At 35.2% G+C, this 15332-nt stretch carries 13 protein-coding genes; all 13 read left to right on the plus strand.

What is annotated here, in order from left to right; translation table 11 throughout:
• The first annotated feature begins 7 nt into the window (after positions 1-7).
• The 13 genes from EZV73_RS02925 to EZV73_RS02985 all read left to right on the plus strand — a co-directional run bounded on the left by EZV73_RS02925 (position 8) and on the right by EZV73_RS02985 (position 15301).
• Entirely contained in the window at positions 8-1870 is a 1863-nt protein-coding gene (locus EZV73_RS02925; protein ID WP_240838148.1) for an aldehyde ferredoxin oxidoreductase family protein, read from the plus strand.
• A gap of 189 nt (positions 1871-2059) precedes the next feature.
• The gene (locus EZV73_RS02930; RefSeq protein ID WP_240838150.1) at positions 2060-3493 is read left to right on the plus strand and encodes an NAD(P)/FAD-dependent oxidoreductase; all 1434 of its coding nucleotides are present in this window, start codon (positions 2060-2062) and stop codon (positions 3491-3493) included.
• Positions 3493-4752: an NAD(P)/FAD-dependent oxidoreductase gene (locus EZV73_RS02935; RefSeq protein WP_240838152.1), complete on the plus strand. Its 1260-nt coding sequence runs from the start codon at positions 3493-3495 to the stop codon at positions 4750-4752. The genes EZV73_RS02930 and EZV73_RS02935 overlap by 1 nt, the downstream gene beginning before the upstream one ends.
• Positions 4752-5114: a DUF1667 domain-containing protein gene (locus EZV73_RS02940; protein ID WP_240838154.1), complete on the plus strand. Its 363-nt coding sequence runs from the start codon at positions 4752-4754 to the stop codon at positions 5112-5114. The genes EZV73_RS02935 and EZV73_RS02940 overlap by 1 nt, the downstream gene beginning before the upstream one ends.
• Before the next feature lie 669 nt (positions 5115-5783).
• Positions 5784-6800, plus strand: a complete 1017-nt coding sequence (locus tag EZV73_RS02945) for a C4-dicarboxylate TRAP transporter substrate-binding protein (protein WP_240838156.1) — start codon at positions 5784-5786, stop codon at positions 6798-6800.
• Positions 6801-6863: 63 nt separating this feature from the next.
• A complete protein-coding gene (locus tag EZV73_RS02950; RefSeq protein ID WP_240838158.1) occupies positions 6864-7364 on the plus strand; it encodes a TRAP transporter small permease in 501 nt (166 codons plus the stop codon).
• A complete protein-coding gene (locus tag EZV73_RS02955) occupies positions 7364-8650 on the plus strand; it encodes a TRAP transporter large permease (RefSeq protein WP_240838160.1) in 1287 nt (428 codons plus the stop codon). Before EZV73_RS02950 ends, EZV73_RS02955 begins: the two co-directional genes overlap by 1 nt.
• Positions 8651-8663: 13 nt before the next feature.
• Positions 8664-9230 (plus strand): glycerol-3-phosphate responsive antiterminator, encoded by a 567-nt coding sequence (locus EZV73_RS02960; RefSeq protein ID WP_240838162.1) that lies wholly within the window; start codon positions 8664-8666, stop codon positions 9228-9230.
• A 90-nt stretch (positions 9231-9320) separates the two neighbouring features.
• Positions 9321-10097, plus strand: coding sequence for an MgtC/SapB family protein (locus EZV73_RS02965; RefSeq protein ID WP_240838163.1), 777 nt, complete (start codon positions 9321-9323; stop codon positions 10095-10097).
• Positions 10098-10255: 158 nt separating this feature from the next.
• The gene (locus tag EZV73_RS02970) at positions 10256-11668 is read left to right on the plus strand and encodes a hypothetical protein (RefSeq protein ID WP_240838164.1); all 1413 of its coding nucleotides are present in this window, start codon (positions 10256-10258) and stop codon (positions 11666-11668) included.
• 69 nt (positions 11669-11737) lie between these two features.
• The gene (locus EZV73_RS02975) at positions 11738-12994 is read left to right on the plus strand and encodes a hypothetical protein (RefSeq protein ID WP_240838165.1); all 1257 of its coding nucleotides are present in this window, start codon (positions 11738-11740) and stop codon (positions 12992-12994) included.
• A gap of 10 nt (positions 12995-13004) precedes the next feature.
• On the plus strand, positions 13005-13643 hold the full coding sequence (locus tag EZV73_RS02980; protein ID WP_240838166.1) for a response regulator transcription factor: 639 nt from the start codon (positions 13005-13007) through the stop codon (positions 13641-13643).
• Entirely contained in the window at positions 13640-15301 is a 1662-nt protein-coding gene (locus EZV73_RS02985; protein ID WP_240838167.1) for a histidine kinase N-terminal 7TM domain-containing protein, read from the plus strand. The genes EZV73_RS02980 and EZV73_RS02985 overlap by 4 nt, the downstream gene beginning before the upstream one ends.
• Positions 15302-15332 lie beyond the last annotated feature (31 nt).

The raw sequence follows: 15332 nt of genomic DNA on the forward strand, positions 1-15332 counted from the left end.
GGGCCATATGAAAGCATATAAGAATTGTGAGTTAAGAATAAATCTAAAAGAAAAAACAATCAACAAGAAGCCTTTGAATCAAGATTACATCCAAAAGTATATGGGGGGAGAAGGTTATGGTATGGCTCTTATGTGGGATGAAATGAACCATACAATTGATCCCTTAGATGAAGCCAACATTTTAAGCTTTAATACTGGCCCTTTAACAGGCACACCAGCACCTTCTGCTTCTAGGACAAGTGTGGTCTTTATCTCGCCTCTTACTGGCTCCATAGGGGCATCGAATATGGGCAGCCGTTTTGGGGCGGAACTCAAATTTGCCGGTTATGATTCTATCATATTCGAATCTGCGTCTTCAGAGCCTGTTTACTTATTTGTAGATGACGACAAGGTAAGCATAGAAGATGCAAAAGACTTATGGGGTAAAGTCACAAGAGAAACAACAGACATACTTAAAGATAGGCATGGAAAGGACTATAAGGTAGTCTGTATTGGACCATCTGGTGAAAAACTCAACAAGCTGGCTGCAATATTTTCTGATGATTGTTTTGCCGGTCGTGGCGGTGCAGGTGCTGTGATGGGAAGTAAGAACTTAAAGGCAATTGTTGTTAAAGGAACAGGCTCTATAGATGTAGCTGAATCTGAAGCCTTTTTACAAATGACAACAAAAGCCATAAAAGAACTTAAGTCAGAGGCTTATACTTGGGGACCGGTTCATGCATATGGTACGCCAGCATGGTTAGATGGTGCTAATGAGTTTGGCTTACTTCCAGTAGATAACTTCCAAAAAAATAAAACTGATAAGCTGGATCCATTACTGCCAGCTAATCTGTGGAATGACCGTGAAAAGTTTGATGTGAAAAGAAGAACTTGTTATGCTTGTCAAATAGGTTGTCACAAGTATGTGGTAATGGGAGATGTAGAAGTTGGTGAACTTGAATATGAAACCATTGCTGCTTTTGGACCAAGGTGTGGTGTTTACGACTATCAATCCATTGCCATGGCAAATTATTATACATCCATATATGGTATTGATACCATATCAGCCGGGGCAACGGTCGCTACTGCAATGGAATGGTATGAAAAGGGCATTGTGACCAAAGAGGATTTAGATGGCCTTGAGCTGAATTTCGGAAATGGCCAGGCCATGGCTGAACTTGTTAGAAAGATGTGTTTGCGTGAAGGTTGCGGTGATTTGTTTGCAGATGGCTCTTACTGGGCAAGTAAGAAACTAGGTGAAGCATCCAAGGACCATGTTATGACTGTTAAGGGAATGGAGATCTCTGCGACAGATCCAAGAGGGGCAGTTTCCATGGCCATAGCCTTTGGCACCAGTGAAAGAGGCGCTTGTCATATGAGGCCATATGCAGCATCCATTGATGGATTTGGCTATATTTACCCTGATTTAGATATCAACGAACCTAAGGATCCATTTAGTGAAGAAGAATCAAAAGAATGGTTAAAGGCAATTAAGGAATACTTTGTTGTGACAAACTTAATTGGACTTTGTGACTTTAATGTGATCAACACTGAAATGCAGCCTACAACAATGGCATCTTTGTATGAGCATGCAACTGGTCTTAAATGTGATAAAAGAGAACTTCTTTTAAAAGCTGAAAGGACCATCGCCCTTGAAAGAGCGCTTAATTACGATAGAGGCTTTAGGAGAAAAGATGATAAACTGCCTAAACGTTTTATGAAAGAACCCGCTTATGATGGACCACCTAAGGGTAGAACTATTGATATGGACAAGGCTTTAGACATGTTTTATCAAGCATGTGACTTTGATCTAGAAAAAGCGATACCAACTTATGCAAAATATGAAAAACTTGGTATGAAAGACATAGGCCAAGCCATATATATGAAGTAATCAGATCACTGCTTTTGTTGATTCTGACAGTTCATTCTGTGACTTTAAATAAATTTTAATTCTTAGATAGACAATTGTATAAAAGTCATGTATAATGAACTCGAATTTAATAAATAGGCAAGAGAATGAGAGCCGCACAGTAAACTAGCGTTTATTTGTGTGGCTTTTTTTGCGTGTGAGGGAGGAAATATGTACGATATCGCCATAATTGGTGCAGGGGTCATTGGTGCTTCGATTGCAAGAGAGCTTTCGAGATATCAGTTAAAAGTAGCACTATTAGAAAAAGAAAATGATGTGTCAATGGGGACGACAAAAGCCAATAGTGCTATTATCCATGCAGGGTATGATGCACTTCCAAATACGAATAAAGGAAAGTTCAACGCACTTGGAAACATGATGTTTGATAAAATATGTGATGAACTGGATGTCCCTTTTAAAAGAATCGGTTCTTATGTTTTAGCTTTTTCAAAGGAAGAAGTTGAGACTTTGAAAGATCTTCTTAAAAGAGGACAAGACAATCATATTCCAGATATGGAGATTGTTTATAAAGAAGAGTTATTAAAGCGTGAACCAAACTTAAATCCTGAAGTTGTAGCGGGCTTGTTTGCCCCAACGGCTGGTATCATCGGTCCATGGGAGTTAACCATTGCCCTTGCAGAAAATGCTGTAGACAATGGGGTAGACCTATTACTCAACCATCAGGTAAATGATATCAATAAAGATGAACACTTTGTACTTGAAACCAACCATGGTTCTATTGAAGCGAAGTTTGTTATTAACTGTGCAGGTGTTTATGCTGATAAGATTCATAATATGATTGCAAAAGAATCTTTTAAGATTGATGCTTGGAAAGGCCAGTATTATCTACTAGATAAGATGAAAAAGCCACTACTTAACAGCATTATGTTCCAGTGCCCGACAGAAAAAGGTAAGGGTGTACTGGTACTGCCAACGGTACATGGTAATACCTTGGTTGGACCTGACTCTGAGATGTTTGATGATAAAGAAGATGTAGAAACAGATTCTGATAATTTAAATTTCATTAAAGAAAAAGCCTATAAGACAGTGGTTAATCTACCGATGAATCAGGTGATTACATCATTTGCAGGCTTAAGAGCAAAGCCGTCAACTAAAGATTTTATCATTGAAGAAGCTTCGGATGTAAAAGGTTTTATTGATGTTGCAGGAATAGAATCACCAGGTTTATCTTCAGCACCAGCTATTGCTGATTATGTAAAGGACATGATTCTAGAAAGAATAGATGTTGAAGAAAAAGAAGACTTTAATCCTATCAGAAAGGCAGTCCCTCACTTTATGGACTTACCTGAAGAAGAGAAACAAGCTTTAATTAAGAAAGATCCTAGATATGGACGTATCGTCTGTAGATGTGAGCTTATTACTGAAGGTGAAATTGTTGAAGCGATCCATAGAACACTAGGCGCAACAACTGTTGACGGCATTAAAAGACGTGTAAGACCTGGTATGGGCAGATGTCAAGGCGGTTTCTGTGGTGCCAAGGTTATGGAGATCTTAGCTAGAGAGCTTGATAAAGATATTAAGACAATTGTAAAAGATAGAAATGAATCATTTATTATTACAGGTGAAACGAAGGAGGCCCACTAATGAAGCATTATGAACTTGTTGTAGTAGGCGGTGGACCTGCTGGGCTTGCAGCAGCCATTGAGGCTAAAAAGAATGGTGTTCAAGACATTTTAGTCATTGAAAGAGACAAAGAATTAGGTGGCATCTTACAGCAGTGCATCCACAATGGTTTTGGTCTTCAAATGTTCAAGGAAGAGTTAACAGGACCAGAATACGCTGAAAGATACATCGTTGAACTTGAAGAAATGGAAATTCCATATAAAGTAGATACAATGGTTGTAGACATAACACCTGACAAGAAAATCTCTTACATGTCTGTAAAAGAAGGTTTTGTAACGATCAGTGCTGATGCTATTGTACTTGCGATGGGTTGTAGAGAGCGTACAAGAGGTGCGGTTAGTATTTCTGGTTCAAGACCTGCAGGTGTTTACAACGCCGGTATGGCACAGCTTTTAATTAATACAGAAGGTTTCAATGTTGGTAAAAAAGTCATTATCTTAGGCTCTGGTGATATCGGATTAATCATGGCTAGGAGACTGACTTTAGAAGGTGCTGAGGTTGTTGGTGTACTTGCTAGAGGTGGTTACGCAGCAGGACTTGCAAGAAATGTTGTTCAGTGCTTAGACGATTTTGATATTCCGCTTATGTTAAGAAGAACCATCGTGAAAATCAACGGTAAAGACCGTGTGGAAAGTGTTGTTGTTATGGATATGGATGAGAAGAAACAACCGATTCCAGGTAGCGAACAGACCATTGAATGTGATACGGTCCTATTCTCAGTTGGCTTAATTCCTGAAAATGAACTTTCGGAAAAAGCAGATATAGACTTAGACAGAAGAACCAAAGGTCCTATTGTGGATGATACCATGTCTACAGATGTAGATGGGATATTTGCATGTGGAAATGTAGTGCATGTTCATGATATTGTGGACTTTGTATCTTTTGAAAGTGAAAAAGCAGGCAGAAATGCTGCCAAGTACATTCAAGGTGTAAGAGGTCAATCTAAGACACGTATTAAAACGACGCCAGGAAATGGTATTGGTTATATCGTACCTCAAGAAATTGCACTTGTTCATGATGAAAAAGCTGTAGAGATATTTATGAGAGTTAGAAACCAAGCGTCCAATGTTAAGTTTGTAGTCAAGCTAGGAGATCAAGTTATTAGAGAAGTAAAGAAGAACCATGTAACACCAAGTGAAATGGAGAAAATTGTTCTTGCATCTAAGATGTTAGAAGACTCTAATGAAACTTTAAGTGTAGAAGTAATGGAGGTTGTCTAATGAGTAAAGTACATGATTTAATCTGTATAGCCTGTCCAGTAGGTTGCCATTTAAAGGTGACTGAAGGAAGCGAGATTCTTGTAGAGCATGCTAAGTGCAAACGTGGTGAAGCGTATGGTGTAAAAGAGCTGACGAATCCAACGAGAATTGTTACTTCCACTATGAAAATTGAAGGTGGTTTAAGTAGCAGAATTCCAGTGAGAACTGCAGAAGATATTCCTAAAGATAAAATCTTTGACTGTATGAAAGAAATTAATGAGACCACATTAACTGCACCTGTTAAAATGGGTGATGTTCTAATAGAAAATGTATTGGGTACAGGTGTTAACATAGTTGCTTCAAGATCTATGAAGGCTATTTAATGCGGGCAGTCGAAAGGACAGGGCAACCTGTTCTTTTTTTGTGTACTTTTTATATATTAAAAAGTTGATAAAAATAAAATTATTATAATGTAATATAAAGAGTAATTAATAGAAAAATGACATAAGACAATTGACAGTGGACTTCAAGATTTGTGAAAAGCCTTGAAAAATAGGAAAACGTTTTATTTAAGATTGTTTTGATAGTTAATCTATCACAGTTATATATAAGTCTATAATTATAATTGCTTATAACTAAATAGTGATATCATTTTTTCTAATGGTTTATTATATAAACTGATGTGATGCTTTATAGTACAAATATCATCATGTGGCAAAAGTGTGTATTTCCAACTAATTCAGCAGAAAAAAGCTAATCATGATTAATGAATTTTGAGAAAAATATTGCCCAATGTCTCAAAATGCTTGTTTGTAGCTTTTTTATAATTGATTAAAAAAGTATAAAAAAGTTCTGTACAAAGCTTATGAACTGTAATATAATGATGAAGTATTTTAATATGAGGGCAAGAGAGTGAGACTGCTTTATAATGACTTATGGAATGATAGGTCGTTTTAAACGCGGCTTTTTTTTCGGCCTGAAAAGATGGCACATAAATAATTAATTTATATTTTTAAGGGGATCGTGCCATATTTAGAAAGAGGGGGAACACAATGAAAAAACTATTAGTATTATTATTAGTACTGGCGATGTCTTTAACTATGATCGCTTGTGGTGGCGAAAAGGCTGCTGGTGGCGAAGAAGTTAAAACAAGAGTTATTAAGGTTAGTACAAAGTTTGTTGATGATGAGCAAACTTCAAAGTCATTAAAGAAAGTTGTTGAAGCGATCAACGAAAGATCAGAAGGATCTTTAGATCTTCAATTATTCACTGGTGGTATCTTACCAATCGGTAAAGACTCTATGGAGCAGGTAGTTAAAGGTGCTGACTGGATTTCTGTAGATGGTGTAAACTTCTTAGGTGACTACGTACCAGATTACAATGCTATTACAGGTCCATTCTTATACCAAAATTTTGACCAATACTTAGCAATGACTCAAACTGATTTAGTTAAGGGTTTAAACGCTCAAGCAGCTGAGCACGGTATCAAAGTATTATCTTTAGACTGGGTATTTGGTTTCAGATCAATGATGACTAACAAGCCAATCATTACGCCAGCAGATATGGATGGTTTAAATATTAGAGTACCAAACTCACAAATGTACACATTTACATTAGAAGCTATGGGTGGTAACCCAATCGCTATGCCATTCCCTGATACATATGCTGCTATCCAGCAAGGTGTTATCGATGGTATCGAAGGTTCTATCTTAACTTACTATGGTACTAAGCAATACGAAAACGTAAAAGAGTACTCTTTAACAAATCACTTATTAGGTGTTTCTGCAGTATCTATCTCTACAACTGTATGGGAAAGTTTAACTGAAGAGCAAAGAACAATCATCTCTGAAGAATTCGAAAAAGGTATGCAAGACAACTTAGCTGAGACTAAGAGACTTGAAGGCGAATACTTAGACTTATTAAAAGAAAATGGTGTAACTGTACACGAAGTTGATTCTCAAGCATTTATGGATGCAGCTGCTCCAGTATTCGAGAAGTTCGAAAAGTGGACACCAGGTATCTATGATGAAATCATCAAAGAGTTAGATAAAATTAAAGCGTCAAACTAATATCTTGTTATATGAAAGGTTGGAATGACATTCCAACCTTTTTATCTAATTGTCGGAGGAAGTATGAACAATTTTTTAAATAGATTCAAGAAAGACTTCGAACTTTATATCGGAAGTATTTTCTTAACAGTAACATCAGTTATTGTTATTATGAATGTTTTTACAAGATACTTCTTGAATTTTACATTTAGCTGGACTGAAGAAATAGCAGTTGGAGCTTTTGTATGGGTAATTTTTTTAGGCTTTGCAAACGCTTACAAGAAGAAAAGCGTTATCGGTGTAGAAGTCTTAGTAAAATTATTACCACCAAGAGGTAGACTTGTTCTTAATGCAATAACATCAATAATTGTAGTTTTATTATCAGGTAGTATGTTTTATTTGAGTTTCCAATATGTAATGAACTCAACTAAGATCACAGTAGCACTTGAAATCTCATATATCTATATTCAGATTTCTATTGTTATATCATTCTTTCTTATCACTTTATATTCTATATATTTTGCATATGATGATATCAAGCAGTTTTTCGCTACTAAAAATACAGATAAGGAGGGGATAGAATAATGTTAGCTTTATTGCCAATTCTTGTTTTATTTATTTTATTCTTCTTGAATATTCCAGTAGCATTTGCATTAATAGGTGCATCTTTATTCTACTTCATCTTCATCAATACATCGATTCCTATGGAAATGGCCATTCAACAGTTTGTTACATCTATTGAATCTTTTCCTTACCTAGCAGTACCATTTTTTATAATGGTAGGTGCTGTTATGAATCATTCAGGTATTAGTGAGGCTATGATGAAGTTCGCCGAGGTACTTGTGGGCCATACAAGAGGTGGCCTTGCACAGGTAAACGTATTATTAAGTGCTATGATGGGTGGTATATCAGGTTCTGCCAATGCAGATGCTGCTATGCAATCTAAAATTTTGGTTCCTGAAATGCAGAAAAAAGGCTTTTCAGCACCATTTTCAGCTGCTATTACAGCAGCTTCATCGTCAGTAAGTCCAGTTATTCCACCAGGAACAAACTTGATTCTTTATGCAATTATTGCCAATGTATCTGTTGGTGCTATGTTCTTAGCGGCTTATACACCAGGTATCTTGATGTCAGGTGCACTAATGCTTGCTGTACATATCATTGCTGTAAGAAGAAAATTTAAGCCAAGTAGAGACAAACAAGCTTCAGTCAGTGAAGTACTTGTTCAGTTCTTTAAATCAATATGGGCTCTTTTAATACCATTTGGTATTATCATGGGTATGAGAATGGGGATGTTTACACCAACTGAGGCTGGTGGTATCGCTGTATTGTTCTCATTATTTGTAGGTTTCTTTGTTTATAAGAAGTTAAAGTTAAAGCATATGCCGGTTATCTTAATGGATACAGTTAAGTCAACTGGTGCAGTTATGTTGATCATTGCAAGTGCCAAGGTATTTGGTTTTTACTTAACACTTGAAAGAATCCCACAGCTTATCACAAACTCACTGGTAAATATGACAGACAGTCCATTTGTATTCTTAATGGTTGTTAATGTGATGCTTTTATTCATCGGTATGTTTATAGAAGGTGGTGCAGCACTTGTTATTCTAGCACCTTTATTGGTACCAGCTGCAATCACATTTGGTATAGATCCGGTTCACTTTGGTATGATCTTTATTGTTAACATCATGATTGGTGGTTTAACACCACCGTTTGGTTCTATGATGTTCACAGTATGTACCATTGTAGGGGTAAAACTTGAAGACTTTGTCAGGGAAGTTTGGCCATTTATAGGGGCCTTAATCTTAGTACTGCTTCTTCTAACTTACTCAGAAACAATTGCATTATTTACACTTAACTTATTCAGTTAACAGAAGGTGACTTATGGGAAATAAAATTGTTGATTCACTACATAATAATCCAATCATAGCAGCCGTTAGTGATGAAAAAAATCTTAATGAAGCTTTAGGGGCAGATGTTGAAATCGTCTTTATCTTAAATTCATCTATCTTTGATTTAGATGATCAAATAAAAAAGATTCAGAAAGCACATAAACTGGCCTTTGTGCATGTGGATTTAGTGGATGGCATATCTTCTAATAAGACAGGTATTAGATACATCTGTGAAGTATTTAAGCCAGATGGTATCATAACGACCAAAAGCCATTTGATTTCTGCATGTAAGCATTATGATGTCATGACCATACAACGCATTTTCTTACTGGACTCCCTTTCATTAGAGACGGGTATAGGTTCAATCAACGCATGTAATCCAGATGCTGTTGAGATACTGCCAAATGTAGTTCCGAAAATCGTAAACAAGATGGTTAAAGAAGTTAGAAAGCCAATTATTACAGGTGGTTTGATAACAGAAAAAGAAGACATCATGAACAGCTTAAAAGCTGGTGCAATTGGTGTATCAACCAGTAAAGTTGATATTTGGGGTTGTTAATTAAATATTATAGCAAGAGAATGAGACTGCTAAACAAGCTTATGGAATGATAAGTTTGTTTATGCAGTCTTTTTATATTAAGGGGGGAAAATGAATCGTACAAAAGGTGTTTTAAGAGATCCACTCATCGTAGGAATATTGTTTGGACTGATTGTAGCTACAGCTGTTTTTAATTTTGTAGATGCATCAAGAACAGCACTCAATCTGATCAGTTTACATTTATCAGAAAATTTGTTCAAGGTCATTGCCGCAGCATTTGCAGGTGGCCTAATTGGCTTTGAAAGAGAATCGAAAAACAGACCAGCCGGACTAAGAACCCATGCTTTGGTTTGTATTGGGGCGTCTTTGGTTATGATTATCCCTTTTGGTATACATACTAATCAGCTAAATGGTAATACATTTGATATCACACGACTAGGTGCACAAGTCATCTCAGGCATCGGTTTTCTTGGAGCTGGTACAATCATTAGAAATGGCAACAGTGTAAAAGGACTGACCACAGCAGCAAGTTTGTGGGTGTCTGCAATTATTGGTCTTACAATAGGTGCGGGTGATTATATCATCAGTATTTCTGCAACAGCCATTGTTATTTTTATCTTAAAAGTATTTGGTACATTCGAGCACAGACAGACACTTAAGAATAGACATATGGAGATTGTTATTTTAACCAATGACTTAAAATCTCAAATTGGACATGTCAACCATGTAGTAGACAAATATCATATGAAGCTTAAGAAGATGGAAATCATCGATAGCCATGATGACCAACATGTGAAGATCAGAATTAATGTAAGAATACCAAATGAAATAGTAACAGAAGCAGTTGTCAATGAGTTTGACCAAGTTATCAAAGTTGTGAATCGATAGTGATAACTGCTTTTCTATTTAACTAAGAAAATGAGGGGGATTTGTTTCCTCCTCTTTCTTTATGTTCAATTTAGTGACCATAGTTAAATAACTTGTGGCTTAAGGTGGATGTCTCTTCTTAGAGTATTCTATAGAATAATTATAAGGGAGGATTGAAGATGAAGGCTAAATTATTAATTTTGATGGTGGTTTGTCTCTTGTTTTTAGGATGTGAGGAATTAGATGAAATTAAAGGTGTTATAGACGAAGTAGAAGAAGTGTATACAGAAAATAAAGATGAAATAGACAAAGTTATAGAAGTCGTTAAAGAAAGCGGTGCAGATTTAGAAAATCTTGATACTGAAGACCTTGAGTCTATACTTGATAGAGTTTCAAATGCAATTGAAGAAGACATCGATACTCAAGTGATTGTAGATAACCTAGATGGTCTACTTAGTAATCTAAGTGGTGATGATCTGGCTGGTTTCGGAGAGTATAAAGCTACTGACTTCGTTTCTAGAAATGAAGTCAGTGCATCGGATGGTTATGTGACTGAGTACTATTCATCAGCTAGTTTTGAAAAAGTTGTAGCTTACTACAAAACACTTTTAGAAAATACTGAGGATTATGATATTACCGAGTATCCTGGTGCTGCTGATATTAAAGGAACCCTTGGTGGTGTCTTTGTCTGGTTCATTATCCAAGAAGAAGATGAAGAGACCTCTTATGTAGTTTATCAATATGAAAACTCTGGTCAAGCAGGTAACCCAGCTTCAAATGCTGAAGAAGGTGGGCTTACAGGTGAAGAACTTAAAGCATCTATTGATGACTATGTAGATGTGACATTTGGTGATGAAATCATGATTAGACATGAAATTGGACAACTAGATTTTGAAGAATGGAAAGAAGAATGGGGTAATGCTTATCCTAAAAACCTCACTGTAACCATAAAAGGTGGAGGTATGGATCATGATCCACCAAATACAAAAGAACACAATGATGGAGAAATTCACTATACATTTGAAAATAAGTGTTACTTTAAAGGTAGAGATTATTTGATAGAAAACACCTATAAAGGTGCTATAACAAGAGTTACAAAAATCTTGTATAACCATGAGGCAGATGTAACGACCATTATCGGACAGGATGGCTATATCATGTCAGAACATGGCGATAATGCACCAATAAGACTTTTGGATTTTTCTATTTTTGAAGAACTCGAGAATGATAACGAAACCTATAAATGGCTAAGTGAGGATGGCCTTCTAGAGACTATTGATGAATATGGTTATAGAGAGTATATAGAAACAAAAAATGGTGAGCGTGTCTTTTTAGGTCATAAGTATTATAGGAGTGGTCAAACTTATTCAAAAATGTCTTTAACTTATTCTCTAGATAAGAGAATTATAACCGACTATAAAGAAAGTGGTACGACCCTTGAATACTGTGATCATTTTATGGAAGGAAAGATACTACCTTACATCACATCATGGAAAGTAACAAGCATCGACATACATAGTAAAATAGATGACAAACTTCTAGATAAGGATAATTATAAGGGAGACTATGTTCAAGTAGAAGAGAATGATTAAATGGAGAAATGACGCTGGTCACTTACAAGTGACTGGCGTTTATTATATAATAAATTGATGGAGGCGTTTATGGGAGATGGAAGGTATTATTCGATTGCACAATTTGTTAATGTGGTGTTCTTAACCCTTGTAATTATCTATGTTGTAACAGTATTTATGATGCAACTATATAAAACTTCTGGTGATCAAAATAGTAGGCGATTTTTAAGACCAACACTCTTAATCCTGTTGGGCTTATTTATACTTTTTTTAGAAGAGGTCATCGTAGATGTTTCATTGATCCATAGATTAGATATGCTGTGGTTAGTCACTTTTATTATGATGCATATCTTATTCTTGTTAGATGTTATTTATTTAAATAAGAAAAGTAAATATGGTCTTGATAACATTGTGGTTTCTGTCTTGGTTATACTAGCGGTTGTCTTCAAGCCTGATGTGTTTATTTCTTATCAACCTAATGGTATCGAATTTGAAAACATGTTCTTTGTCATTCTTGGTCTACTGATTCTTATAAATGTATACCTTGTTTTCAGACTTTATAAGATGAACCCTATCAGAAGCTATTTGTACAATCATTTAGGACTCTGGATATTACCTAGCTTGGTCTTCTTGATAGTGGTGATGTTAAATTCAGATTTAACAAGACTTGTCTTATGTTTGATATATGCATCCTATGCATTCGGCATATATAATGTTGCCTTATTAAGAACACCTTATCGGATTGGTATGTCAGTATTCAGAAACATTCGGTTTATGTTGGATGATTATATTTATATAACAGACAAAGATGGCAACATCATATATAGAAACAAGAAAGTACGTGAGTCGGATTTTCTAATCACCTGTGACAAAGTATCTATGGATTCCTTAGACAAGTTATTTGATGAGAAAATAGACATTAGACAGGCTTACAACAAGCAGTTTATCAAATATTTTGGTAAAGATGAGATGTATTTTAATCTCTCCAATAGCTTGTTAAAAGACAAGAATGAACTTGTTGGTTTTATCATAACTTTTATGGATATTACAGATTTGATTCAAATGTTAGATCAATTAGGTGAAAAACAGGATCAGGCGGTTATTCTAAATAGACAATTATCAGAGTACAAAGAAATTGTTTATGAGTTTGAAAAAGAGAGAGAAACAATCAAAATACTAGACGAGATTTCTGAAAAACAAGAAAAGTCTATGCATAGGCTAAAAAATATGGTGAAAGATTTGGCATCGTCTCAGGCGTTTGAAAGTGATATCAATGATATTTTAAGTCGTGCAAAAGAGGACTTAAAAGATGTCAGAGCGGCTGTATCAACTTACATGAACGAATAATGGAGGAAGCATGATTAAGATATTAATAGCGGATGATCAAGTACTTCTTAGAAAGTCATTGGGTCAGTTGATAAGCATAGAAGAAGAGTTTAAAGTCGTGGATTTGGTTGCTACCGGTAAAGAGGCTGTAGAAGCTTGTAGAAGGCATAGGCCTGATATCGTATTGATGGATATAGAAATGCCTGAAATGAATGGCATTACAGCGCTGAAACGTATCAGAGAACAGTTTAAGACTATTAAAGTGATTATGTTGACGACTTTTGACAATAAAGAGAATATTGTAGAAGCTTTTTTAGCAGATGCTGATGGTTATATTACTAAAGATGTGGATTGCAGTGAACTGGTTTCTATAATAAAATGTGTTAACTTTGGACTCACAGTTATACATAAGAGTGTTAAGGAAATCATGGTCAACAAGTTTTCTAGAATGCAGGCTAGCAGTAAATCTTATCTTAAAGTTTTATCAGAAGAAGAAATTGAAATGATCAAACATATTGTCAGTGGTAAAAGCAACAAAGAAATTGCGGCAATTTTCTGTTACACAGAAGGTACTATAAAAAATAAAGTTAGTAAGATATATGAGAAGTTAAACATAACAGATAGGCTGCAACTAGCAGTTTATGCTGTAGAAAATGGCATAGAATCATGAATGATGTTCTAAAGCTTGAAATTCAAACCATTTGTGTGGTCCATATTTTTGCCATTGTCTTATCAATAGCATTTTTAATGATATTTTTGATAAAAGCAAGAAAAAACCAAGCGCTTAACTGGTTTGTTGTGGTGCAACTTTCTATGATCGGCTGGATGATATTTAAAATATTTAAAACAGTCGCACCTAATGTAACCTTGAGATGGCTGTTTATAGTTGCTTATTACATTTGTGCTTGTATATTGGAAATTGCCTTTTTAGAATTTGGCTATACTTATTACACTCAAAAGTCTTTAAAAAGACCTGTTCGAATGCTTCTATGGACAGTAGTTGTATTTCAGGTACTGATCATTGTCACAAATCCAATACACCATTTATTTTATAAGACATACAACTTTTGGACCGATTCATTTGGCATTTTGTTTGTACTACATACGGTAATTGAGTATGCTTTTATTGGTGTTGGTTTTTACTATTGTAGAAAAATGTTTAAGATCTGCTTTGAAGGCAAAAATGCGATGTACAGACTATTGGTTTCTTCTGCAATACTGTTACCGCTTTTTATCAATGTGCTCTTTATTACTAAAGTGATTCACCGTTTTGTTTTTTCCTTAGGTTGGTATGTTATTTTTGACTTAACGCCCATTGTCTTTACATGGTCCATGTTTGTATTTGTATATGCAACATTTAAGTCTGAGTTTATGTCTTTATCGCCTATTTTAAGGCATGAAATTGTTCATAAGCTAGATACACCTATACTTGTTTTAAATAAAAAGTTTGAGACCTTGTATCAAAACCATGCTTATCAAAGTAAAGACATTTGTAAACCTGATGATTTGAAAGAGTATTTAATCACAAGCAAAACTCCTGATGTTATAGAGTTAAAACATAATAAGCGTTATATAAGAGTTCAAAGCTCTTGGGTTCAAGATCAAATCATTTTAATTTTTAAGGATATTACACCTTATAAGGTTATTGAAAGCGAACTCCAGAACAAGCAGGTAGAACTCAATCAAAAGAACAAGATACTATCAGACCATATTGGACTTTTGAAAGAAAGTTCTAAAATTGGAGCCAGAAATTATGTCGCAAGGGAACTTCATGATATTGTTGGCCATTCATTAGTAGTAACCATAAAACTACTAGAAGTGTCAAAGGTATATTACAACAATGACAGAACTCTGAGCATGAATGCTTTAAAGGATGTTTCGGACTCGCTAGATGCAGGCCTATTATCCATGAGTCACATAAGAAAAGGTCAAATTTCAAGAGCTTACTCTGGCAATTTATTAAAAAAGGAACTGAATCGTATATTGGATGCTATCAGGTATACTGGTATTCAGACCAAATTATCTGTAAAGGGTCTTGAAAAAGAAATTGATGATAAGGTGTATGACATTATTAAGAAAATTGCTAAGGAGTTAATCACTAATGCACTCAAACACAGTGGTGCAAAAGAAATATTTGTTTCAGTAAAAGTTCAAGTTAATGATCTTCAGATGATGATCATTGATAATGGTGAAGGTTGTGATGAACTTATAGAAGGTAATGGTTTAAAAGGTATCCGATCAAGGCTTGATTTGGTGAATGGAAACCTTGACTACATAACTTCTAAGGGAGAAGGCTTCTTTAGTAAAATAAGTATAAAAACAAGTTAAATGACTTAGGATTTATAATTCAATCCTAAGT

The sequence above is a fragment of the Acidaminobacter sp. JC074 genome, assembly GCF_022496765.1.
In the GTDB taxonomy this organism is placed as follows: domain Bacteria; phylum Bacillota; class Clostridia; order Peptostreptococcales; family Acidaminobacteraceae; genus JABXKX01.